General features: G+C 43.4%; 20 protein-coding genes. 17 read left to right on the top strand and 3 right to left on the bottom strand.

What is annotated here, in order from left to right; translation table 11 throughout:
* Positions 1-162 precede the first annotated feature (162 nt).
* From I6E24_RS07995 to I6E24_RS07965, 7 genes are all read left to right on the top strand, one after another.
* Positions 163-1,296 (top strand): N-acetyltransferase, encoded by a 1,134-nt coding sequence (locus I6E24_RS07995; RefSeq protein WP_235327683.1) that lies wholly within the window; start codon positions 163-165, stop codon positions 1,294-1,296.
* Positions 1,297-1,309: 13 nt separating this feature from the next.
* Entirely contained in the window at positions 1,310-3,250 is a 1,941-nt protein-coding gene (locus tag I6E24_RS07990; RefSeq protein WP_154044723.1) for a DNA topoisomerase IV subunit B, read from the top strand.
* A gap of 5 nt (positions 3,251-3,255) precedes the next feature.
* Positions 3,256-3,708: a pantetheine-phosphate adenylyltransferase gene (gene coaD, locus I6E24_RS07985; protein ID WP_235327681.1), complete on the top strand. Its 453-nt coding sequence runs from the start codon at positions 3,256-3,258 to the stop codon at positions 3,706-3,708.
* Positions 3,709-3,840: 132 nt separating this feature from the next.
* Positions 3,841-5,367 carry a S41 family peptidase gene (locus I6E24_RS07980; RefSeq protein WP_235327679.1) on the top strand — a complete coding sequence of 509 codons (1,527 nt, stop codon included), beginning with the start codon at positions 3,841-3,843 and terminating at the stop codon, positions 5,365-5,367.
* Between the two features lie 195 nt (positions 5,368-5,562).
* On the top strand, positions 5,563-6,252 hold the full coding sequence (locus I6E24_RS07975) for a succinate dehydrogenase/fumarate reductase cytochrome b subunit (RefSeq protein ID WP_235327677.1): 690 nt from the start codon (positions 5,563-5,565) through the stop codon (positions 6,250-6,252).
* Positions 6,253-6,285: 33 nt separating this feature from the next.
* Entirely contained in the window at positions 6,286-8,268 is a 1,983-nt protein-coding gene (locus I6E24_RS07970) for a fumarate reductase/succinate dehydrogenase flavoprotein subunit (protein WP_235327675.1), read from the top strand.
* Positions 8,269-8,316: 48 nt separating this feature from the next.
* Complete coding sequence (locus tag I6E24_RS07965) at positions 8,317-9,072, top strand: succinate dehydrogenase/fumarate reductase iron-sulfur subunit (protein WP_204444126.1); 756 nt, start codon at positions 8,317-8,319, stop codon at positions 9,070-9,072.
* 306 nt (positions 9,073-9,378) lie between these two features.
* Here I6E24_RS07965 and dprA read toward each other — a convergent pair whose 3' ends face one another.
* Together dprA and I6E24_RS07955 are read right to left on the bottom strand one after the other, a co-directional pair.
* Positions 9,379-10,494, bottom strand: a complete 1,116-nt coding sequence (gene dprA, locus I6E24_RS07960; protein ID WP_235327673.1) for a DNA-processing protein DprA — start codon at positions 10,492-10,494, stop codon at positions 9,379-9,381.
* Between the two features lie 29 nt (positions 10,495-10,523).
* Complete coding sequence (locus tag I6E24_RS07955) at positions 10,524-10,928, bottom strand: acyl-CoA thioesterase (RefSeq protein ID WP_154043560.1); 405 nt, start codon at positions 10,926-10,928, stop codon at positions 10,524-10,526.
* A gap of 91 nt (positions 10,929-11,019) precedes the next feature.
* Between I6E24_RS07955 and I6E24_RS07950 the strand changes: the two genes are divergently transcribed.
* Entirely contained in the window at positions 11,020-11,961 is a 942-nt protein-coding gene (locus I6E24_RS07950; protein ID WP_235327671.1) for a tRNA-dihydrouridine synthase family protein, read from the top strand.
* On the opposite strand, the gene I6E24_RS07945 is transcribed toward I6E24_RS07950, so the two are convergent.
* Entirely contained in the window at positions 11,954-13,219 is a 1,266-nt protein-coding gene (locus I6E24_RS07945) for a DUF2851 family protein (protein WP_235327668.1), read from the bottom strand. The two genes, I6E24_RS07950 and I6E24_RS07945, sit on opposite strands and share 8 nt — an antisense overlap.
* A gap of 81 nt (positions 13,220-13,300) precedes the next feature.
* Between I6E24_RS07945 and dapB the strand changes: the two genes are divergently transcribed.
* From dapB to secDF, 9 genes are all read left to right on the top strand, one after another.
* Positions 13,301-14,056 (top strand): 4-hydroxy-tetrahydrodipicolinate reductase, encoded by a 756-nt coding sequence (dapB, locus tag I6E24_RS07940; RefSeq protein ID WP_235327666.1) that lies wholly within the window; start codon positions 13,301-13,303, stop codon positions 14,054-14,056.
* A 56-nt stretch (positions 14,057-14,112) separates the two neighbouring features.
* Entirely contained in the window at positions 14,113-15,537 is a 1,425-nt protein-coding gene (lepB, locus tag I6E24_RS07935; RefSeq protein ID WP_235327664.1) for a signal peptidase I, read from the top strand.
* 4 nt (positions 15,538-15,541) lie between these two features.
* Positions 15,542-16,450, top strand: coding sequence for a signal peptidase I (gene lepB / locus I6E24_RS07930; RefSeq protein ID WP_262911907.1), 909 nt, complete (start codon positions 15,542-15,544; stop codon positions 16,448-16,450).
* 6 nt (positions 16,451-16,456) lie between these two features.
* Positions 16,457-17,101 (top strand): WbqC family protein, encoded by a 645-nt coding sequence (locus I6E24_RS07925; RefSeq protein WP_394800376.1) that lies wholly within the window; start codon positions 16,457-16,459, stop codon positions 17,099-17,101.
* Between the two features lie 150 nt (positions 17,102-17,251).
* A complete protein-coding gene (locus tag I6E24_RS07920; protein WP_235327662.1) occupies positions 17,252-17,929 on the top strand; it encodes a rhomboid family intramembrane serine protease in 678 nt (225 codons plus the stop codon).
* Complete coding sequence (locus I6E24_RS07915; RefSeq protein ID WP_235327660.1) at positions 17,904-18,797, top strand: rhomboid family protein; 894 nt, start codon at positions 17,904-17,906, stop codon at positions 18,795-18,797. The genes I6E24_RS07920 and I6E24_RS07915 overlap by 26 nt, the downstream gene beginning before the upstream one ends.
* Entirely contained in the window at positions 18,794-19,864 is a 1,071-nt protein-coding gene (locus tag I6E24_RS07910; RefSeq protein ID WP_235327659.1) for an endonuclease/exonuclease/phosphatase family protein, read from the top strand. Before I6E24_RS07915 ends, I6E24_RS07910 begins: the two co-directional genes overlap by 4 nt.
* 17 nt (positions 19,865-19,881) lie before the next feature.
* Positions 19,882-21,975 (top strand): M3 family metallopeptidase, encoded by a 2,094-nt coding sequence (locus tag I6E24_RS07905; protein ID WP_235327658.1) that lies wholly within the window; start codon positions 19,882-19,884, stop codon positions 21,973-21,975.
* A 177-nt stretch (positions 21,976-22,152) separates the two neighbouring features.
* Positions 22,153-25,125, top strand: coding sequence for a protein translocase subunit SecDF (gene secDF / locus I6E24_RS07900; RefSeq protein ID WP_235327657.1), 2,973 nt, complete (start codon positions 22,153-22,155; stop codon positions 25,123-25,125).
* Positions 25,126-25,175: the final 50 nt, after the last annotated feature.

The following is a 25,175-nucleotide window of genomic DNA, read 5'->3' as shown; positions in this document are numbered from 1 at the left end:
ATAGAATCATTGAGCATATAAACAGCTTTTTGTACTGTAGAATTATCTTTTTGTTTCCAGTATTAATTTCTTATTTCGGGTAAATCCCTTATTTTTACCGTAACAGTCATGAAATAAGCACAAAAAATATTAACTTTACGCCGAAATTTCAATTTAACAAAAATGGCCATTATCATTAAGAAAGTCAGGACGAAGAAAGATTTTCGCACTTTCATTCGTCTCAATTATGAATTATACAAAAACAATCCTTATTCCGTACCCGATTTGTACGACGACATGGTTAACACTTTAAGCAAGGATAAAAATGCTGCTTTCGAATTCTGCGAGGCTGAATATTTCCTGGCATATAAGGATGAAAAACCTGTTGGACGTGTGGCAGCCATTATAAATAATCGTGCCAACGAGACATGGAACAAGAAGGAGGTACGTTTCGGATGGATTGACTTCATCGACGATGCAGAGGTGTCGAAGGTTCTTATTGATGAAGTGGAAAAATGGGGAAAGGAAAGAGGCATGGAATATGTGGTAGGTCCGCTTGGATTTACCGATATGGACCCTGAAGGAATGCTTGTAGAGGGATTCGACCAGCTGAGTACCATGGCGACTATATATAATTACCCATATTATCCTGTCCATATTGAGAAACTTGGTTTCGAAAAGGAAGCAGACTGGGTGGAATTCAAACTCAAAGTGCCTGAAAAACTCCCTGAAAAGTTTGTACGTATATCAGAAATAATTCTTCAGAAATATAATCTCAAGATCAAGAAACTCACCCGTAAGGAACTGAATGAGAAAAATTACGGTCAGAGGATATTTGATCTTATCAACGAGGCTTATGCTCCGCTTTACGGCTTCTCAAAGATGACTCAGGGACAGATAGACCAGTACATAAAGATGTATCTGCCTGTGATAGACCTGCGTATGGTGTCGCTTGTGGAAGATGCCCAAGGTGAGCTGGTGGCAGTAGGTATATCAATGCCTTCATTGTCTGTAGCTCTTCAGAAAGCTAAAGGAAAAATGCTGCCTTTCGGATGGTGGCACTTGCTCAAAGCCCTGTTTATCAAGAAACCTAAGATACTTGATTTGCTGCTCGTAGGAGTGAAGCAGGAATATCAGAATAAGGGTGTGAACGCGCTGTTGTTCTACGATCTTGTACCGGTATATAAGGAAATGGGATTCGAATACGGAGAAAGTAATCCTGAACTGGAAGAAAACAAGAAAGTACAGTCGCAGTGGAGTGCATTCGAACCTGTACAGCACAAGCGTCGTCGTGCTTATAAGAGAAAGATTAATTGAGTTTTTATATACAATGGATGAACTGAATCAGAATATTAATGCTTCGGAACCTCAGGTGTCATATACGGAAGAGAACATCCGTCACTTGAGCGACATGGAACATGTGCGTACCCGTCCGGGTATGTACATCGGACGTCTGGGCGACGGCTCGCAGGCGGAAGACGGTATATATGTGTTGCTCAAGGAAGTGGTGGACAACAGTATTGACGAATTCAAGATGGGGGTAGGAAAGCGTATTGACATCACTCTGGAGGATAATCTCAGAGTATCGGTACGCGACTATGGCCGTGGTATCCCTTTGGGAAGCCTTGTGGATGCAGTGTCCATGTTGAATACCGGAGGTAAATACGATACCAAAGCTTTCAAGAAAAGTGTCGGACTTAACGGTGTGGGTGCTAAGGCAGTGAATGCACTGAGTGTGAAATTCATTGCACGAAGCGTACGCGACGGACAGATGCGTGAGGCAATTTTCGAAAGGGGAGAGTTGGTGAGTGATACCACTTCGACTACTGACGAGGAGAACGGTACGTTTATCTTTTTCGAACCGGACAATACCCTCTTCCTGAACTATCATTTCCGTCCGGAGTTTATCGAAACGATGCTCCGCAACTACACTTACCTCAATACCGGTTTGTCTATCTATTACAACGGACGGCGTATCGTCAGCCGTAATGGACTTGAGGACCTGCTGAACGACAATATGACTGCACAGGGTATATATCCTATAGTGCATATCACAGGCGAGGACATTGAAATAGCATTCACTCACAGCCCTCAATATGGCGAGGAGTATTATTCGTTTGTCAACGGACAGCACACCACTCAGGGAGGTACGCATCAGAGCGCGTTCAAGGAACATATAGCACGCACCATAAAGGAATTTTATGGCAAGAATCTTGAATTCCAGGACATACGTAACGGTCTGGTGGCTGCCATCGCGATAAACGTGATAGAACCTACATTCGAAAGCCAGACAAAAATCAAGCTCGGTTCGCTTACAATGGCTCCTGAGAAAGATTCTGACGGCAATCCTTATCCGCTTTCGGGAGTGAGTGTGAATAAGTTTGTTGGCGATTTCATAAAGGAGAATGTCGATAACTATCTCCACAAGCATCCTGATGTGGCAGAAATATTGCTGCAGAAGATACAGGAATCGGAAAAAGAAAGAAAAGCCATTGCCGGAGTGACAAAGATAGCACGCGAAAGGGCAAAGAAGGCAAATCTGCATAACCGTAAGCTGCGCGACTGCCGCATACATCTGAATGATGTGAAGTCCGGCAAGAAGGACGAAGAAAAAGACCCGCGTCTGGACAGTGCCATATTCATCACCGAGGGTGACTCTGCCAGTGGCTCAATAACAAAGAGCCGTGATGTGAATACACAGGCTGTCTTCAGTTTGCGCGGTAAACCGCTCAACTCTTTCGGACTGACTAAGAAGGTGGTTTACGAAAATGAGGAATTCAATCTCCTTCAGGCTGCACTCAACATCGAGGACGGTCTGGACGGACTTAGATATAATAAGGTGATTGTGGCTACTGATGCCGATGTCGATGGTATGCACATACGCCTGCTGATGATAACATTCTTCCTGCAGTTCTTCCCCGATCTGATAAAGAAAGGTCACGTGTATATACTTCAGACTCCTTTGTTCCGTGTGAGAAACAGGAAGAAAGGTACATACGTTACACGCTATTGTTACACCGACGAGGAAAGACTTGCCGCTATTGATGAACTCGGACCTAATCCGGAAATAACCCGATTCAAAGGTCTTGGAGAAATATCTCCCGATGAGTTCCGTAACTTTATTGGTGAGGATATGCGTCTGGAACAGGTGACTCTGAGAAAGACTGATGCCGTGAAGGAACTTCTGGAATTCTATATGGGAAAAAATACCATGGAGAGACAGAATTTCATTATTGAGAATCTGGTGGTTGAGGAAGACGTTAATTTATAAATGAAATGAAAAAAGCAATATTCCCCGGTACCTTCGATCCGTTTACTATCGGACACTATTCGGTAGTGAAACGTGCCCTTACTTTTATGGATGAGGTGGTAATAGGTATCGGTATAAACGACAGCAAGCGCACATGGTTCCCTACGGAGAAACGTGTGGAGATGATAAGCAAGCTCTATGCAGACGAGCCTAGAATAAAGGTTGCCTCATATTCCGGCTTGACAATAGACTTTGCCCGCGAGTGTGGTGCGCAGTTCATAGTGCGCGGTATACGTACAGTGCGTGACTTTGAATACGAAGAAACCATTGCCGACATTAATCGCAAGATGGCAGGTATAGAAACCATTCTGCTGTTCACCGAGCCTGAACTGACTTCGGTAAGTTCAACTATCGTGCGCGAACTTCTTCAGTTTGGCAAGGATGTAAGTCCTTTTCTTCCTAAAGGTATGAAACTGTAATTATATGTTGACTGGGCTTCCGTATTGATGGAAAGCTTTATAGTTTGTAACTAAAAAGAACTATGTCAACTCGTCAGCTCGTAACAAAAAATATATATGAAGCTTAAATTATTATTTATTATATGTTTATCCATGAGCACAGCACTGATTGTTGAAGCTCAGAATAAATTATTGAACTCGCCGGCTAGAAAACTACAGCTGGCAGAATTCGCCATTGCCAATCTTTATGTTGACGATGTGGATGAAGAAAAACTTGTAGAAGATGCCATAATCAATATGCTTGAAAAGTTGGACCCTCATTCCACTTACTCCAATCCTGAGGAAGTAAAGAAGTTGAATGAACCGCTTGTAGGTAATTTCGACGGTATTGGAGTTCAGTTCAATATGGCTACAGATACACTTTTTGTTATTCAACCAGTATCTGGAGGTCCGTCCGAGAAAGTCGGTATCCTGGCTGGCGACCGTATAATTGAGGTAAACGATACTGTTATAGCCGGTGTAAAGATGAGTACAGAGGAAATAATGCGCCGTCTTCGTGGTCCGAAAGGTACAAAAGTCAATCTGAAGATTATGCGTCGCGGAGTGAAGGAATTGTTGCCTTTCACAGTGAAGCGCGACAAGATTCCTGTCTATAGTCTTGATGCCTTTTATATGATGACCAAGACTACAGGATACATTCGTATAAGCCGTTTTGCAGCCACTACGGCAGAAGAGTTTGAGGATGCACTACATAAATTACAGAAAGAAGGTATGCGCAATCTTATTATTGACCTTCAGGGAAACGGAGGAGGTTATCTGAATGCTGCCATAGAGATAGCAAACCATGTACTGGAAAAAGGTGAGCTGATTGTCTATACAGAAGGTAGGCGCAATCCACGTACAGAGTTTAAGGCCCGTGGAAATGGTGATTTCCGAAACGGCAAGCTTGTTGTGTTGGTAGATGAGTTCTCTGCTTCGGCAAGCGAAATCGTGACAGGAGCCATTCAGGACTGGGACAGAGGAACAGTAGTGGGCAGACGTACTTTCGGTAAAGGACTTGTGCAGAGACCGATAGATCTTCCTGACGGTTCTATGATACGTCTCACTGTGGCACGCTATTACACTCCTTCAGGCAGATGTATACAGAAACCGTACGAAAGTATAGAACAGTATAACAGAGACCTTATCGAGAGATACAACCGTGGTGAGATGCAGAGTGCTGACAGTATTCACTTCCCTGACTCTTTGAAAACAAGGACTTTGAAGAAAGGACGAGTAGTATATGGCGGCGGAGGTATAATGCCTGACTACTTTGTGCCTATTGACACTACATATTATACAGATTATTATTTGGCGTTGCGCGACAAAGGAGCCATTGTACAGCAGAACCTTAAGCTTATAGATGCATATCGCAGCGAATGGAAGGCAAAATATAAGACATTCGACCGTTTCAACAAGCGATTTGATGTGACCGATGAAATGCTGGACAATTTGATAGCTCTTGGCAAGACAATGGGAATAGAGTATAATGAAGAAGAATACAAGACTGCCCTTCCACTTATAAAGACACAGTTGAAGGCACTTATAGCACGCGACCTGTGGGATATGAACGAATATTTCCAGGTTATAAACTCTATGAACGAGACTGTGCAGAAAGGACTTGATATTATAGAAGATTAACTGACGGGTTGACAAGGTTTCCGTCTGTATGGAAACCTTGTCTATTTGAACTGAAACCTTGTCAACTAAAATTAAAGAATTATTTCCTTAATTGTTTGTAATAATGATGGAAATAGCCTAACTTTGCCAAATCTAAAGACCATTAATAAAGACTATTTTAGTTTTAATTATTAAATAATTTAAAATCAATCATTTATGTGGTTAAGTAATTCATCTATTGGTAGGAAAGTGGTGATGAGCGTTACAGGTATCGCCCTTGTCCTGTTTCTGACATTTCACATGGCGATGAACCTTGTTGCATTGTTCTCAGGTGAGGCATACAACATGATTTGCGAATTCCTGGGTGCTAACTGGTACGCATTGGTTGCAACTCTTGGTTTGGCTGCCTTGTTTGTAATTCACATCATTTACGCTTTCTGGTTGACTATCCAGAACCGTGCTGCACGCGGTAGCGAACGCTATGCAGTAACAGTTAAACCAAAGAACGTAGAATGGGCTTCACAGAACATGCTTGTTCTTGGTATCATCGTGATTTTGGGATTGGCACTTCACTTTGTCAATTTCTGGTACAAGATGCAGTTTGCTGAAATTATCCACGAGCCGATGTTGGGCGGTCTTCACGCAACAGACGGTTACGGTTACATCATGCAGACATTCTCTAATCCTGTGTTCTTCGTATTGTACCTGATTTGGTTGGCAGCTCTCTGGTTCCACCTTACTCACGGATTCTGGAGCTCTATGCAGTCATTGGGTTGGAACAACAAGACTTGGATCAACCGTTGGAAATGCATCTCTAACATCTATTCAACAATCATCGTGTTGGGATTTGCTCTTGTAGCAGTAGTATTCTTCCTGAAAAACATGATGGGTTGCGGTGCTTGCTAATTGAAAAGTGTAACTGATTAAATTAAAAACATTATGACTAAAGTTTTAGATTCTAAGATTCCTGAAGGCCCAATAGCTGAGAAATGGACTAACTATAAAGCTCACCAGAAATTGGTGAACCCGGCTAACAAACGCCGCTTGGATATCATTGTTGTAGGTACAGGTTTGGCAGGTGCTTCTGCTGCCGCTTCACTTGGTGAAATGGGATTCCGTGTATTCAACTTCTGTATCCAGGACTCTCCACGCCGTGCACACTCTATCGCTGCACAGGGTGGTATCAACGCTGCTAAGAACTATCAGAACGACGGTGACTCTGTATATCGTCTTTTCTACGATACAGTGAAAGGTGGTGACTATCGTGCTCGTGAAGCTAACGTTTACCGTCTTGCCGAAGTTTCAAACAATATTATCGACCAGTGCGTGGCACAGGGTGTTCCTTTCGCTCGTGAATACGGCGGTACACTTGCCAACCGTTCTTTCGGTGGTGCACAGGTATCACGTACTTTCTATGCTAAAGGTCAGACTGGTCAGCAGTTGCTTCTCGGTGCATACTCTGCATTGAGCCGTCAGGTAGGTGTAGGTACGGTAAAATTGTACACTCGTTACGAAATGCTTGACGTGGTTTTGGTTGAAGGCCGTGCTCGCGGTATCATCGCCAAGAACCTCGTAACAGGTAAACTTGAACGTTTTGCTGCTCACGCAGTAGTTATCGCAACTGGTGGATACGGTAACACTTACTTCCTTTCTACTAACGCTATGGCATGTAACGTAACAGCTGCTATGTCTTGCTACCGTAAGGGAGCTATGTTTGCTAACCCTGCTTACGTTCAGATTCACCCAACTTGTATTCCAGTACACGGTGACAAGCAGTCTAAGCTTACATTGATGTCAGAATCACTTCGTAACGACGGTCGTATCTGGGTTCCTAAGAAAATTGAAGATGCAAAAGCACTTCAGGCAGGAACCAAGAAGGGTAGTGATATCCCTGAAGAAGACCGTGACTACTATTTGGAACGCCGTTATCCTGCATTCGGTAATCTTGTTCCACGTGACGTTGCTTCACGTGCAGCCAAGGAACGTTGCGACCACGGATTCGGTGTTAACAACACAGGTCTTGCCGTATTCCTTGACTTCTCTGAAAGTATCGAACGTCTCGGTCTTGATGTAGTTCTTCAGCGTTACGGTAACCTCTTCGATATGTACGAAGAAATCACAGACGTTAATCCGGGTGAACTTGCAAAAGAAATCAACGGACGCAAATACTACAATCCAATGATGATTTATCCTGCTATCCACTATACAATGGGTGGTATTTGGGTTGACTACGAACTTCAGACAACTATCAAGGGTCTGTTCGCAATCGGTGAATGTAATTTCTCTGACCACGGTGCAAACCGTCTTGGTGCATCTGCATTGATGCAGGGTCTTGCTGATGGTTACTTCGTATTGCCATACACAATCCAGAACTACTTGTCAGACCAGATTACAGTTCCTCGTTTCTCTACAGATCTTCCTGAATTCGCTGAAGCTGAAAAGGCTGTTCAGGCTAAGATTGACCACCTGATGAACATCAAGGGTAAGAAATCAGTTGACTCAATCCACAAGGAATTGGGCCGCGTAATGTGGGACTTCGTAGGTATGGGACGTACAAAAGAAGGCTTGACAAAAGGTTTGGAACGTCTGAAAGAAATCCGCAAGGAATTCGAAACAGAACTGTTTATCCCTGGCTCAAAAGAAGGTATGAACATCGAGCTTGACAAGGCATTCCGTCTTGACGACTTCATCACTATGGGTCAGCTTATCGCTTACGATGCTTTGAACCGTGAAGAATCTTGCGGTGGTCACTTCCGTGAAGAACACCAGACTGAAGAAGGTGAAGCTAAGCGTGATGACGAAAACTTCTTCTATGTAGCTTGCTGGGAATACCAGGGAAGCGACGACAAGGCTCCTGTACTTTATAAGGAACCATTGGTTTATGAAGCAATTAAGGTACAGACTCGTAACTACAAGAGCTAATTGAGCTAATCTGAGACGAAGTAAAACAATTTAAAGAAAAGAAGTAAAATGGATAAAAATATATCATTTACGCTGAAAGTATGGCGTCAGAACGGACCTAAGGACAAAGGTCATTTCGATACATTCCAGATGAAAGACATTCCGGGTGATACTTCATTCCTCGAAATGCTCGATATCTTGAATGAAATGTTGATTGAAGAAGGTAAAGAACCTATAGTATTCGACCACGACTGCCGTGAAGGTATCTGCGGTATGTGCTCATTGTACATCAACGGACATCCACACGGACCTGCAACAGGTGCTACTACTTGCCAGATTTATATGCGTCGTTTCAAAGACGGTGACACTATCACAGTTGAACCATGGCGTTCTGCAGGTTTCCCTGTAATCAAGGACTTGATGGTTGACCGTTCTGCATACGACAAGATTATGCAGGCTGGTGGTTTCGTAAGCGTATCTACAGGTGCTCCTCAGGATGCAAACGCTATCCTTATCCCTAAGACAGTTGCTGACGAAGCTATGGATGCTGCTACATGTATCGGTTGCGGTGCTTGTGTAGCTGCATGTAAGAACGGTTCTGCTATGCTTTTCGTTTCTGCAAAAGTCAGCCAGTTGAACCTTCTTCCTCAGGGTAAGCCAGAAGCTTTGCGTCGTGCAAAAGCTATGTTGTCTAAGATGGACGAACTTGGTTTCGGTAACTGTACAAACACTCGTGCTTGTGAAGCAGAATGTCCGAAATGCGTTTCTATCAGCAACATTGCCCGCTTGAACCGCGACTTCATCAAGGCTAAACTGAAAGACTAATAACTGTCTATATAACTGAATTAAAATCCGGTTTCATTCGTTGAAACCGGATTTTTTATTTGTTAATGTCTTCTCATATCAATATTTGATTTATTCTTTATGTTGAAAATGATATGTATATCTACTATCGGATTGTAATGAGATTGATAGTATAACTTATAATGTGAAATATTTTTAAATCAATAACTTTTACCGGAGAAATATTTGGATTTATTACGTGTATTTGATACATTTGCAACGTGATTTTTTTCATAGTATTAGATTTAAGGTTAACAAGGTACGGGGACAAGGCGTTGTCCCCTTTTTTTATACCAGTTTATAAACTCCTCCAGCCAAAGTACGGACTATTCCTTTCATTTCCATTTCAAACAGTATACCGGTCATTTTGTTTATAGGGATATTGGTATTGACAACAATAGTGTTTATCTGTAGTCCGTCAGGATTCTTTCCCAATTCCGATATTACAAGTTCTTCCTCCTGAGTGAGATTTGGGAATAGCTGACGCTGTATGCCTTCGCGAGGATTTGATGTAGGAGTATAATCCCAGTTCATGGCTTTCACCAGTTCTTCCGCACTTTGCAGTAGTGTTGCCCTGTTGCTGCGGATAAGTGTGTTGCAGCCAACAGAAAATTCGTCACATATACGACCGGGGAAAGCAAAGCAGTCGCGGTTATAACTCTCGGCTATATCGGCAGTGATCAGTGCGCCTCCTTTGGCTGCCGATTCTACTACTATGGTGGCATCACTCATTCCTGCTACTATCCTGTTGCGCTTTATGAAGTTCTGTCTGTCGGGATTCGTTCCGCTTGGGTATTCGGTTATGAGTCCGCCGTGGTTGAGCATTTCTGCTGCAGTACGTCGGTGGACTGCCGGATAGATTCTGTCCAGACCGTGTGCCAGTACACCTACAGTATCCAGACCGTATTGTAGCGCTGCTCTATGGGCGTTTATGTCGATACCGTATGCCAGACCGCTTACAATAATTGTATCAGGTAAGATTTCGTGCAGTTCATTTATAAATCGCATGCAGATGTCCTTACCATATTCTGTGGCATGGCGTGTGCCTACGAGATTGATTATATGCAGGCTGTTTAGATTGGCTGTACCTCTGTAGAATAACAGAAGTGGGGCATCATCACATTCGCGCAGGCGAGAAGGATAGTCTTCATCGTTTAGTGTAAGACATCTGATTCCGTTCTTCTCGGCAAAACGTATCTCTGCTTCACACAGGCGCAGCACATCGCAGTTGACTATAGCGTCAATCACTTTCTGTGATACGTCGGGCACAATGTCTTTAAGATTCTTGGCATTGCTGAATATTGTTGTGGCTGAGCCTGCCGCCTCCATTAGACGGTGTGCACCTATCAGACCAAGTCCCGGTACGCGGGTCAATGCCATTGTATAAAGCAGTTCTTCGTTCATGGTAGTGTTCTGACTTGAATTTTGCGATATTATTCGCTGAAATATGGTGAGAAAATAGTGTTGAAAACTTCGCTGTCGCCCAGACGGCCGTTTATCACGCATACGGTTTCCACTGTAGCTTTTATTACAGGCTTCATGTCGGGCAGACGGAAGATGTCCTGATAGAACACGTATTTTATGCCTTCCTTCTTGATGTATAGTTTGGAGATGAATTCGTCGCCACTCTTCAGCGGTGTCTTGAAGGCCATGTTCAGTCTTGCCACTACAGGGTCTATGCCTTCGTCGTGAAGGCGTGCGAAACTTACTCCCAGTGAAGAGAGGAACTCGTGGCGGGTGTGTTCTATGTAGTGCTGGTAATTGGCATTGTTCACTATGCCCTGAAGGTCGCATTCGTAGTCGCGTACCTTCATTTGCAGTTCGAAGATGTATTTCATTTTACTCCTTTAATGTTGATTAGTTACAAACTTACGGAAAAATCCTCTTATATCTATCGTTGCAAGGAATATTCTTCATATTTTTGCGTCTATGGATAAGGAACTTAAGATTTTTGCGGCCCCGTTACAGGGTTTTACGGAGGCTGCATGGCGTGTGGCACATAATGAAGTGTTTGGCGGGGTGGATGCTTATTTCACTCCCTTCATCAGATATGAGAAAGGCGGACTGCGCAATAAGGACAGGCGCGAGGTACTGCCTGAAAATAATCGTGGCATAAAGCTTATTCCTCAGATTATGGCTTCCGAGCCGGAGGAAATGAAGGCTTTGGCCGATTTTATATTGACTTTAGGATATAAGGAGATAGACCTCAATATGGGTTGTCCTTTTCCGCTGATAGCGAACAGAGGGAAGGGCAGTGGTATATTGCAATATCCTGAGAAGGTGGCTGCGCTTATGGAGTGCATTAGTGCTTATGTGGCTGACGGTATAAACTTCAGCGTGAAGATGCGGCTTGGACAGATATCTGCCGATGAATGGAAAGAGATTCTTCCTGCAATAAATGCATCTGAGGTGAAGATGGTTACTCTTCATCCTCGTATCGGCAAACAGCAGTATAAGGGTGAGGTGGATATGGAGGCTTTTGCGGAGTTCTATAATGAATGTCGGAAGCCGTTGGTGTATAATGGCGATTTGTGTAGTGTGGCAGACATACAAATGGTTGTAGATAAGTTCCCCGACTTGTATGGTGTGATGATAGGTCGCGGGCTGCTTGCCGACGGTGCTTTGGCTGCCGGATATAAATCTGGTTCGGAACTCAAGCAGGACGAACTGTATGCCAAGGTACGCCGTATGCATTCTCTGATGTATCAAAGATATTCGGAAACTATCGAGGGCGGCGATGCACAGCTTCTTCTTAAAATGAAGTCCATGTGGGAGTACTGGCTTCCCGAACTTGACAAGAAGAAAAGGAAAGCCATACACAAGGCAAACAAGCTGTCAGTCTATCTGAACGAAGTAGATGGGATTAGGTAGTTTTTTTCAAATACTCAAACCCTATGCGGCAGTACAGGCATTTCTTCGGATCGCAGTAATTCTTTTTCAGCTGTATAAGAGCCTGGCTGTCGCCTGCATGTGCGGCTTCCAGTCCGCATTCTTTCCACATTCGTGTGATGTAATTGTTTTCCGGTTTCAGCGTTTCCAGCATTTCTGAGGCACGCGCCGTAAGACGGTTTATTCCTCTGTGTTTTCCGTAGGCATAGAGGAATGGTATTACCGTATTTATAATCAGCAGGTTGATTGATGAAGTACTGAGGTTTTTCTTTAAAGGAGTGGATACTTCGCCGAAAGTGTAGTGCGTTATCCAGTATTCTGAGGTGTCTGTCTCAAACATCGGTCTCAGTTGTTCTATCGTTTCAGCTTCAAGAATTCTTGACAGCAATCCTTGTGATGTGTGATACAGTTTTGCCAGCTGGGCAATCCTTACGTGTGGGAAATTTCCGGGACGCATACGCAGCAGTTTCCAGCGGCAGTTGTCCGAAGTAGTGAAACCGAATTTGTGTTTCAGGTATGTATATTCTTTCAGAAGCTTGTCTGTATATTCATCGTATGTGGCATCAAGTAGTCCTGCTTGTCCGAAGAAGATGGCTTCTATCTGGAACAGACTGTCACGATGCTTGTCCACAGCCCTTAGCGGAATGGTCTGTGCCCACAGTTCGAAGGCTTCGCTGTTGGTTCCGAAACCGAAGTTGCGCGCCAGGGTGATGAAGAACACGTCTTCCCAGTTATTGTTATACTTTTCCATCAGTCTCATTATGCGTTCCGTCTTTTCTTCGAAACGCTCTATTTGGAGTGTGTTCAGCCAGCTGTGCATCAGTAGTTTGGACAGCGACGGAATGAGCCTGTAGCATGCAGGATAATGTGCCGTGCGTATCAGCTCGTTGTAGCTGTCCACAAGATAAGTGGGGTAGTGCAGTTCCATCTGTGGAATCTTCTCGCCATTCGGTCTGCATGGCTCATAGTCAATGTCGGACGCTACGTGTAGAATTACATTGTCGTAATCGGAATTTGTGTCATGATGATGTGTCTTCCAGTCGGAAGCTTTGAGGTGTATCTCTATGTTTCCCACCCACAATACGCCTCCTATCTTGATTTTGGCATTGAAGAAGTCGGGACCGGCATTGGTGTTCCATAGTCCCGGGTCAATAACTTCCACTTCCATGCCGTCTGTAGTACGTAACGGCTTAAGCGGGAAAAGTTTGTGTTTCCATACGTAATGTAAAAGTTGTTCCATGCTAACGAGTGTAAATATTGCCTAAATGTAATGATTTATAATGAAAAGCATTATCTTTGTGGCTAAAATAAATCGAAAAATATGAAGATAGCATTAATTGGATATGGAAAAATGGGCAAAGAGATAGAAAAGATTGCCCTTTCACGCGGACATGAGATTGTTAGCATCATTGATATAAATAATACACAGGATTTTGAGTCAGAAGCGTTCCGCTCGGCTGATGTGGCAATAGAGTTTACTGCTCCTTCTGTGGCTTACAACAACTGTTTGTCGGCTTTCAAGAATGGTGTAAAGGTGGTTTCAGGCAGTACTGGATGGATGGGCGAACATGGTGATGAGATGCGCCGCATGTGTACCGAAGAAGGTGCCACTCTGTTCTGGTCGTCAAACTTCAGCCTTGGCGTGGCTATATTCTCTGCCGTAAACAAATATCTGGCCCGCATAATGAATAATTTCCCGGGATATGATGTGTCGATGGTGGAAACTCATCACATTCACAAGCTTGACGCTCCAAGCGGTACTGCCATTACTCTGGCTGAAGGTATTCTGGAGAACCTTGACCGCAAGGACAAATGGGTTATGGGAACACTTACTGCTCCGGACGGAACTGTGACAGGTACAACTGAGTGTGCTCCAAACGAAATGCCTGTGAGCGCAATACGTCGCGACGAAGTGCCGGGTATTCACACCATAACATACGAATCTGAAGCTGATTCAATCATCATTACTCACGATGCCAAGAACCGTAAGGGATTCGCTCTTGGTGCTGTGCTTGCAGCTGAATATACTGCTGGACATACAGGATTCTTAGGTATGAATGACTTGTTCAACTTTTAATTATCTTGGCTGATTTTCAGCTTTTAATTCTTAATTTTTAATTCCTAATTCACAAAATGATACAGGCATCACGCAAACAATGGATAAAGTTTGCCATAGCAATGGTTCTTTATCTGGCATTCATCATCTGGCTGAAGAGCTGGCTTGGTATAGTTGCCATACCGTTTATCTTCGATGTTTATATAACCAAGAAAATACCTTGGACATGGTGGAAGAAATCTACCAATCCGCTTGTCGTAACCGTGATGAGCTGGGTAGATGCCATCGTATTCGCTCTGGTGGCAGTATATTTCGTCAATCTGTATTTCTTCCAGAACTACGTCATTCCTTCGTCTTCGCTGGAGAAGTCGTTGCTCGTGGGCGACTATCTGTTTGTGAGCAAGATGAGCTATGGAGCAAGGATTCCGCAGACTCCGCTTCACATGCCGCTTACTCAGCACACTCTTCCGGTGTTCAACTGCAAGTCGTATCTGGAATGGCCTGAATGGGACTATAAGCGTGTGGATGCTCTCGGTCACGTACAGCTTAACGATATCGTGGTATTCAATTTTCCTGCAGGTGATACTGTGGCTACAGCCATGCCGGCAGAGGATATCTACCGTATAAGCTATCAGGCTGGTAAGGAGCTTTCCAAACCTGTTGATATGTCGGCTCTTACTCCGCTGCAGCAGCGCGATGTATATGACTACTATTATGCAGTAGGCCGCAGATATATTAATGAAAACAAGTCTATGTTCGGCGAAGTGGTGAGCCGTCCGGTTGACAGACGTGAGAACTACGTGAAACGTTGCGTGGGACTTCCGGGACAGACACTCGAAATCAAGAACAAGATAGTTTATCTTGACGGCAAGGCAAACAAGGAACCGGACAATGTACAGTACAGATATTTCGTACAGACCACACGTCAGCTTCCTGATGAACTCTGCAAGGAACTTGGTATAAGTAAGGAAGACCTTATGGCTTACTATCCGCAGGAGTCTGTATATAACATCCCGCTTACAGAGAAAGCTAAGGCTGCTCTGCTTGCACGCAAGGATCTTGTGAAATCGATAACAGAAGTTCCGGGTGATGATGCGGGAGGTCTGTATCCGGTGAACAAGCTCACAGGATGGACTACCGACAACTATGGACCTGTATGGATTCCTAAGAAGGGTGAGACAATTGAACTGACAATAGACAATCTTCCTATATACGAACGCCCTATACATGTGTACGAAGGCAACAAGCTTGAAGTGAAGGACGGCAAAATCTATATCAACGGCGAGGAAACAAACAAATATACCTTCCGTATGGATTATTACTGGATGATGGGTGACAACCGTCATAACTCTGCCGACTCACGTTTCTGGGGATTTGTTCCTGAGGACCATATCGTGGGTAAGCCTATCTTCATCTGGCTGTCGCTTGACAAGGACAGAGGATGGTTCGACGGAAAAGTACGCTGGAACAGATTGTTTAAGTTCGTAGATAATATAAAGTAACTTCTTGAAACCCTGGCTGACATATATCAGAGTCATAGTCATAGCCGTGCTGGCGGTGATTATCGTAAGAACCCTGTTTGTCACATCATGTTTTATACCTTCTTCAGGTATGGAGAACACACTTTACCGAGGAGAAGGAGTCCTGGTGGGCAAATGGAGTTACGGCTGGCGTGTGCCTCTGCAGTCGGTGTTCGGTTACAAAAGGTTGCTTCCTTCCGAGGTCAGACAGGGTGATATAGTAGTATTCAATAATCCTATGCCTGCAGATACTTCATTGTCGGTGGACAGAAGAGAACTGTATATCAGCAGATGCATAGGAACCCCAGGCGATACTCTGATGCTCAATAATCAGCTTATAGCAGAGGGAACGGATGTGTTCAGTCCGGATACAAAAGCACTTTATTCATATCCGGCAGAGAGGGAAGAAACTATGGACAGCGTGCTTCATTCTTTGGGAATAACTGATAATCAGCTGGCAGGTTATACTCCCGAGGGCAATTACATCAGGAGCTTCAGCTATTATGAACATTATCTCATCACTCAGAGGCTTGGAGAAAAATTGAAACTTGCACCGCTTTATCCGGAGAATAGCCGTAAGGCATATCCTTTTGTGGTTCCGCAGAAAGGAACTCCAGTTAAGATATATCCGTGGAATGCAGCTTTGATAGGAAATATGATAGCCTTTCATGAGAAGCGCGACGCGTCTCTGAAGGGTGATACGGTGTATGTCGACGGCAAGCCGGTTAAAGAATATACATTCTCGCAGGATTATTACTGGATGGTATCCAACGATCCTGTAAACATTAACGATTCGCGCCTGTTCGGCTTTGTGCCGGAGAATCATATCATAGGCAAGGCATTAAGAATATGGTATCCTTCGAAGAAGGGAAGGTTCATGAAAAAAATTCAGTAAACACAGATGATGGAAAGTAAAGAAATTATCCTCGGGTCGGCGTATCTGGCTCCGGTTTCATATTTCGCAGCATTGTATTCATGCAGGAAAGCTTATATTGAAAGATATGACCATTACATGAAACAGACATACCGAAACAGATGCGTTATAGCTTCTGCCGACGGTCCTCTGGCGCTGACCATACCTGTGGAGAAATCGTCCGAAGGCAAGTGTGCCATGAAGGATATAAGGGTTTCTGAACACGGCAACTGGCGTCACGTGCACCGCAATGCGTTTGTGGCTGCATACAAGCAAAGCCCTTTCTTCGATTATTATGCCGATGAGTTCAATGCCTTTTTCGACAGGAAATATGAGTTCCTTTATGATTTCAATATGGAACTGACGCAGTGGCTGTGCGAGCAGATAGACATTCAGCCCGAACTTGTTCCAACCAGTGAATATATGGATGCCGGAGAAGGTATCCTTGACTTACGTGAGGCTATACATCCTAAGAAATCAGCCGTAGATATGACCTCATTCTGCCGCCCCGTACCGTATTATCAGGTGTTCGACTCCCGCCACGGATTCCAGCCGGATTTAAGCATTGTGGATTTGCTCTTCAATATGGGACCGGAGAGTCTGCTTGTGCTGAGAGACAGCACCGGTCTATAAATCTGTTTTTGTATCAGTAAGTCAAATATCTACCAAATATGTAAAAAACTATAACACTTTTCATTATAAAGGAATATAATGTTACTTTTGCAAGTAGTTTTCAGACAGATGATAATAAATCTGTGTATTTGTAAATTAATTGTTTAGAGTATGAATAACAACATTCCACCGATAACGAAAAATCTGCTTATTATCAACGTATTGTGTTTTTTCGGCGCGATAGTGGCTGAAAGATATGGTATTGATGCCGAAAAGATTCTGAGTCTGCACTTCTTTATGGCTTCCGATTTCAATATGGGGCAGCTTGTGACATATATGTTTATGCACGGCGGTTTTACTCATATATTCTTCAATATGTTTGCCCTTTGGATGTTTGGACGTGTGCTTGAACAAGTGTGGGGGTCTAAGAGGTTCCTCATCTATTATATGGTATGCGGTATAGGAGCCGGGCTTATTCAGGAGATAGTACAATTTGTAGAATATGAGACAGTGCTTTCAAATTACGACAGTGTACAGACCGGTTTCGGTATAATTCCTATGGAAGAATACCTCAATATGATGCGTACCGTCGGTGCCTCCGGAGCAATTTATGGTATCCTGCTTGCATTCGGTATGCTGTTCCCTAACAGTCAGATGTTCGTGTTCCCGCTTCCATTCCCTATAAAGGCCAAGTTCTTTGTGATATTCTATGCAGTGGTTGAACTTTTCTTGGGAATGTCGGCAAATGATAATGTGGCACACTTCGCTCATCTTGGAGGTATGCTGTTCGGATTTATTCTTATTTTATACTGGAGGAAGAAAAATGGTAACGGACAGACTATTTACTGATTTGAAGAATAATTTCTTTGGAAGAAATATCGTAGGACGACTGATACTGATTAACTGTGTTGTCTTTGTGTTTGTGGAGCTGATAAGCGTATTTCTTATGCTTTTCAATGTTCCTTATAATCCTATAGCCGAGGCTTTGAGCCTTCATGCGTGGATTCCAACATTTCTCATGCAGCCATGGTCGATAATAACATATATGTTTATGCATGGCGGCTTGCTGCATATTCTGTTCAATATGCTGTGGCTATACTGGTTCGGCAATCTTTTCCTGAATTATTTCTCGTCGAAACATCTCAGAGGACTTTATATATTAGGTGGACTTTGCGGAGGAATACTGTATATTATATCTTATAATGTATTCCCGTATTTCGAACTGTCAAGGATTAGTGCCGTGATGGTTGGGGCATCTGCCTCGGTACTTGCCATAGTGGTGGCTACTGCCGTCAGAGAGCCTGAGTTCCCGGTACAGTTTATGTTTATTGGTTCTGTCCGACTGAAATACGTGGCATTGTTTATGGTTCTCTTCGATTTGCTTTTCATGACCTCAAGCAATGCGGGCGGACATATTGCCCATCTGGGCGGTGCTGCTGCGGGTTTCTGGTTTTCTATGGGACTTGCCAGAGGTACCGACGCTACAAAATGGATTAATGCCGTTATCGACTTCTTTACCAATGGATTCAAGTTACCTAAACGCAAGCCGAAGATGAAAGTGCATTACGGCAAACATCAGCAACAGTATGACTATAATGAACGTAAGAAGGCTGATGAGGACGAGATAAACCGTATACTTGAGAAATTGAAGAAATCCGGTTATGGCAGCTTGTCGGAGGATGAGAAGAAGAAACTTTTTGATGCAAGCAGAAGATGAAATTCATAAGGAAAACATTCAAGTTCTTTTTTCTGATTATCAATCTTATTGTAGGTGCAGGCTTTCTGATATGTGCCTATAGTCCCATGATTTCGCCTGTACAGCACCCCGTATGGGCTTGTACAGGGCTTTTCATTCCTATATTTATAATTCTAAATCTGTGCTTCATTGTGTTTTGGGCATTTGCCAAATTGAAGATGGTGGTTGTCCCGGTCGCTTTTTTTCTTTTGGGATGGAGCTCACTGATGTCGTACAGTCCGGTAAATTTTTCTTCAGATAGCTCTGGTGGGGAAACTTTAGAGGTATTGACGTATAATGTGATGCAGATGCAGACGAAGAAAGCTGCCGACGGAAGCAAGATAAATCCGATATTGGATTATATCAAGGAAAGTGGAGCGGATATTGTTTGCCTTCAGGAATATCCTTTGAATAATTCGACAATTAAGAATTCTCTGTTGAAAGTTTATCCTTATATGAGGGTTTATACTGTAAATGGAAATTCCATCGCATGCTATTCAAAATATACTGTAAGACTCATCGAAGGTATAAATATTGTGAGCAAGAGTAACGGAAGTGCTATCTTCTCAGTCAAATACAAGGATCATGATATACCTGTGATTGTCAATCATCTGGAATCCAATAAGCTGGATGCGCACGATAAGGAGGTATATACCGATATGCTGAAGTCGCCGGATGAGGATAAGGTGAAGAGCGGTAGTAAATATCTGTTGAAGAAACTGGCTGATGCTATGGCTATACGCGGACCGCAGGCTGATGTCATTTCAGAGTATATAGAAAAGGAGTATTCTCCGTATATGATTGTTTGCGGTGATTTTAACGATACTCCGGTTTCGTATGTACATAATAAAATCTGCGAAAGGTTACAGGATGCATATAAAGAGGCTGGCAACGGTCCCGGAATAACATATAACAGAAACTTTCTTTACTTCAGAATAGACCACATCATGGTGGGTGATGCTTACAAGGTTCTGGAATGCCGTGTGGACGATTCGATAGATACATCGGATCATTATCCGTTGAGATGCCGACTGGAAATAAAGAAATAACTTAATAACTCAGATATATGAAACAAGTAATGATGGCTTTGGCTTTGGGCAGCATGGTGTGTGCATGCAGCCAGAAACAGGCGGATACAGTAAATCCGTTTATGACAGAGTTCCAGACTCCGTATGGAACTCCGGACTTTAACAACATCAAGTTGGAACACTATGAACCGGCTTTCCTGAAAGGTATCGAACAGCAGAATGCCGAGATTAAGGCTATTGTGGAAAATCCTGCAAAACCTACATTCGAGAACACTATCGTGGCATTGGATAACAGCGGTGAGATACTTTCGAGAGTGGCAGGTGTGTTCTATGCTCTTACAGAGGCTGATACCAACGACGGACTTATGGCTCTGGAAGAGAAGATGGCTCCACTATTGTCGGCTCATAATGACAATATCTACCTGAATATGGATCTTTATCAGCGTGTGGCTGCCGTTCATGAACAGGAAGCTAACGGAGAAATCCAGCTTACTACCGAACAGCACTATCTGCTGGACAAATACTATAAGAGATTCGTATCGTCAGGTGCATCTCTTGATGCTGAAAGCCAGACTAGACTGCGTGAGATAAACAGTAAGTTGTCTACTCTGTCAATAGAGTTCGGCAATCATGTATTGGCGGAGAATAATGCTTTCAAGTTGGTTATCGACAATGAAGCCGATCTTGCAGGTCTTCCTGAATCAGTAATAGCAGGTGCGGCTACCGAGGCTAAGGCTAACGGAATGGACGGAAAGTGGCTTTTCACTCTTCAGGCTTCAAGCAGAACTCCGTTCCTGCAGTATGCACAGAACCGCGAATTGAGAAAGAAAATGTATCTGGCATATACAAACATGGGTAACAACGGTGATGCGAACGACAACAAGGAGGTTTTGAAACAAATCCTTACTCTCCGTCTGGAAAAGGCTAAACTGATGGGATTCGACAACTATGCACAGTATGTTCTTCAGAACAATATGGCCAAGACTCCTGAAAACGTGATGAACTTCCTGAACGAGCTCTGGAAATATTCTATAAAGAATGCCAAGGTTGAGGCAGCCGAGCTCCAGAAGATTATGTATAAGGAAGGAAAAGGAGAAAAGCTTGAGGCATGGGACTGGTGGTATTACGCTGAAAAACTCCGTCAGGAAAAATATAACTTGAATGAAGATGAAATCAAACCGTATTTCAGCCTTGAAGATGTAAGAAGCGGATTGTTCTATGTAGTTAACAAACTGTACGGAATAACTCTTACTAAGGTTGATTCCATTTCTGTATATAATAAGGATGTAGAAACTTTCATCGTGAACGATGCTGACGGTTCATATTTGGGAGTATTCTATTCGGATTTCATGCCACGCGCAAGCAAGAGAAGCGGTGCATGGATGAGCAATTTCCGCGAACAGAAAGAAGGAGTACGTCCTATAATATATAATGTAGGTAGCTTTACAAAACCTGTAGGTGATGTTCCTTCACTGCTTTCTATCGACGAGGCTCGCACTATGTTCCATGAGTTTGGACACGCACTCCACGGAATGCTTTCTCAGTGTAAGTACTATGGAGTGTCAGGTACATCAGTGGCTCGTGACTTCGTGGAACTTCCTTCTCAGATAATGGAACACTGGACTGTTGCTCCTGAGGTAATGAAGATTTATGCAAAACATTATCAGACAAGAGAAACTATCTCTGACGAACTTATTGCCAAGATAGAAAACCAGGCACTGTTCAACAGCGGATTCATGACTACAGAACTTCTTGCTGCCGCTATTCTTGATATGGAATTCCATCTGCTCACTTCAACTGAAGGACTTGACGTTATGGCATACGAAAAGCAAGTTATGGACAAGCTTGGACTGATACCTCAGATTGCGCCACGCTATCGCGCTACTTACTTCAACCATATCATTGGTGGATATGCAGCAGGATATTATGCTTATCTGTGGGCGGAAAGACTTGATGCCGACGCTTTCAGCGCATTCGAGGAAAAAGGTCTATTCGACCAGGCTACTGCTACAGCATTCCGCAAGAATATTCTTGAGAAAGGTGGCTCGGACGATCCTATGAAGCTATACGTAACATTCCGCGGACAGGAACCTAGCATCGAACCTATGCTGAAAAACAGAGGATTAAAGTAAAATCAGTTTAATAATATATTATAAAAAGGTCGCAAAATAACGTTTTTGCGACCTTTTTTTGTTCATATTTATCAAAATATCAGCATTCTTTCAGCTATAAACAGAAAAAAAAGCTATATTTGCAACCTTGAAAAAACGTATCTAATTAAAAAGTAAAATAAAATAAATTAAACTATCATGCAAAACAAAGGATTTGTAAAAGTCTTTGCGGTACTTTTGACCCTTGCATGTGCTTTTTACCTTTCGTTCTCATTCGTTACTCGCCATCACATGAAGTTGGCAGAACAGGATCCGAAGGGTGCTGCACACTACCTTGATTCTATGCAGAATGAAAAGGTGTGGTTGGGAGTTTACTCGCTGAAAGACTGCCGTGAGATGGAGATTGGTTTGGGTCTTGACCTGAAGGGTGGTATGAACGTCATTCTTGAAGTGTCTGTTCCTGACGTAGTAAAAACACTTGCTGATAATAAGCCGGACGAAGCTTTCAATGCTGCTGTGGCAGAAGCTGCAAAACAGCAGATTACAAGCCAGGAGGACTTTATCACATTGTTCGTAAGAGAGTACAAGAAACAGGCTCCTGAAGGCAAGCTTGCTGAAATCTTCGCAACTCAGCAATTGAAAGACAAAGTAAATACACGCAGCACTGACGCAGAAGTAGAAGCTGCTCTTCGTGAAGAAGTTAAGGCTGCTGTAGAAAACTCATACAACGTTTTGCGTACTCGTATCGACCGTTTCGGTGTGGTTCAGCCTAATATCCAGACTCTTGAAGGAAAAATGGGTCGTATCATGGTCGAACTTCCTGGTATCAAGGAACCTGAACGTGTGAGAAAACTTCTTCAGGGTTCTGCAAATCTTGAGTTCTGGGAAACTTACGAGGCTTCTGAAATCGTGCCTATCCTTGCATCTGCTGACAGCCGCGCACGCGATATCCTTTCTGTAACTGAGGCTACTGATTCTGTAGAAGTTAAGGAAGAAGCTGCTTCTGCCGTATCTGCAAAAGACAGCCTTACTGCTGCCTTGAAGGGTGAAACTGCTGAAGCTAATGTTAATATGGAACAGTTGAAGAAAGAACATCCTTTGTTGTCTGTTCTTCAGTTGAACCAGAGTGGTGTAGGTTGTATCGTAGGTTATGCTGATTATAATGACACTATCCAGATTAATAAAGTGTTGAACATGAAGGAAGTGAAGAACATCCTTCCTCGTGACTTGAAACTTATGTGGGGTGTTAAGGCTTCGGATATGGACAAGACAGGCCGTATCTTCGAACTTTATGCCATCAAGTCTACTCAGCGTAACGGACGTGCTCCACTTGAAGGTGACGTTATCGTAAATGCACGCGATGAGTTCGACCAGTTCAACAAGCCATGCGTAAGCATGTCTATGAACACTGAAGGTTCTCGCCGTTGGGCAGTTCTTACTAAGCAGAACGTAGGTCGTGAAATCGCTATCGTACTTGACGGTTATGTTTACAGTGCTCCACGTGTAAACGGTGAAATCACTGGTGGTAACTCACAGATTACAGGTAACTTTACTCCTGAAGTAACAAAAGACTTGGCTAACGTATTGAAGTCTGGTAAGATGCCTGCTCCTGCCCGTATCGTACAGGAAGACATCGTAGGTCCTTCTCTTGGTCAGGAATCTATCAACCAGGGTATCATGTCATTCATCGTTGCCTTGATTGTTCTTATGGTTTACATGTGCGTAATGTACGGCTTCATCCCGGGTATGATTGCCAACCTTGCATTGTTCGTAAACTTCTTCTTCACACTTGGTATCCTTACTTCGTTCCACGCTGCGCTTACTATGTCAGGTATTGCCGGTATGGTATTGTCACTTGGTATGGCTGTGGATGCTAACGTGCTTATCTATGAACGTACTAAAGAAGAGCTTCGCGCCGGTAAGGGTACTCGTCAGGCATTGTCTGAAGGTTACTCAAATGCGTTCTCGGCTATCTTCGACTCTAACTTGACTTCAATCATCACAGGTATCATCCTGTTCAACTTCGGTACAGGTCCTATCCGTGGTTTCGCCACTACATTGATTATCGGTATCCTCTGCTCGTTCTTTACAGCAGTGTTCCTGACTCGTATTGTTTACGAACACTATATGAATAAAGACAAGTGGTTGAACCTTACATTCACAACAGGTATCTCTAAGAACCTGATGCAGAATGTGCACTATAACTTCATGGGTGCTACTAGGAAATCATTCACTGTTTGGGGTATCGTTATTGTAGTATGTATCATCTCATTCTTCGTTCGTGGTCTTGCACAGAGTATCGACTTCACAGGTGGACGTAACTTTGTAGTTCAGTTCGAACAGGTAGTTCAGCCTGAAACAGTACGCAGCTTGCTCCAGTCTAAGGTTGGTGATGCAAACGTACAGGCTATCGCTCTTGGTACAGACGGTAAGACTATCCGTGTAACTACCAACTACCGTATTGAAGAAGATTCTCCAACTATCGATGCTGAAATCGAAGCATTCCTTTACGAATCTTTGAAAGAAGGAAATTTGCTTGGCGAAGGTACAACTCTTGAAATATTCATCGACCGCGATAATCGTACAGGTGGTTCTATCATCAGTTCTCAGAAGGTAGGTCCTAGTGTGGCTGACGATATCAAGACTTCAGCTATCTGGTCAGTAGTATTCGCTCTTATAGCAATCGGTCTTTACATCCTTGTCCGATTCAACAATATCGCATTCAGTATCGGTGCTACTGTGGCATTGACAATAGATACATTGTTCATTATCGGTGCTTACTCATTGTTCCATGGAATCCTGCCGTTCTCACTTGAAATTGACCAGACATTCATCGGAGCAATCCTGACAGCTATCGGTTACTCTATCAACGATAAGGTGGTTATCTTCGACCGTGTGCGTGAGTTCTTCGGACTCTATCCGCAGCGCAACCGCATGCAGTTGTTCAATGACTCACTGAATACAACACTTAGCCGTACAATCAATACTTCACTCAGTACACTTATCGTATTGTTGAGTATTCTGATTCTTGGTGGTGACAGCATCCGCAGCTTCGCGTTCGCAATGATCCTTGGTGTTGTAATCGGTACTCTTTCTTCATTGTTCGTGGCTTCTCCTGTTGCTTACCTTACTATGGGTAACAAGATGCCTGAAGGTGAAAAGAAAGACTAATACATATTGATATATAAATAAAAAATCCCGACCGTATAGAAGCGGTCGGG

Source organism: Bacteroides caecigallinarum (assembly GCF_021530995.1).
Classification (GTDB): Bacteria; Bacteroidota; Bacteroidia; order Bacteroidales; family Bacteroidaceae; genus Phocaeicola; species Phocaeicola faecigallinarum.
This window is presented reverse-complemented; position numbering and strand designations above follow the sequence as displayed.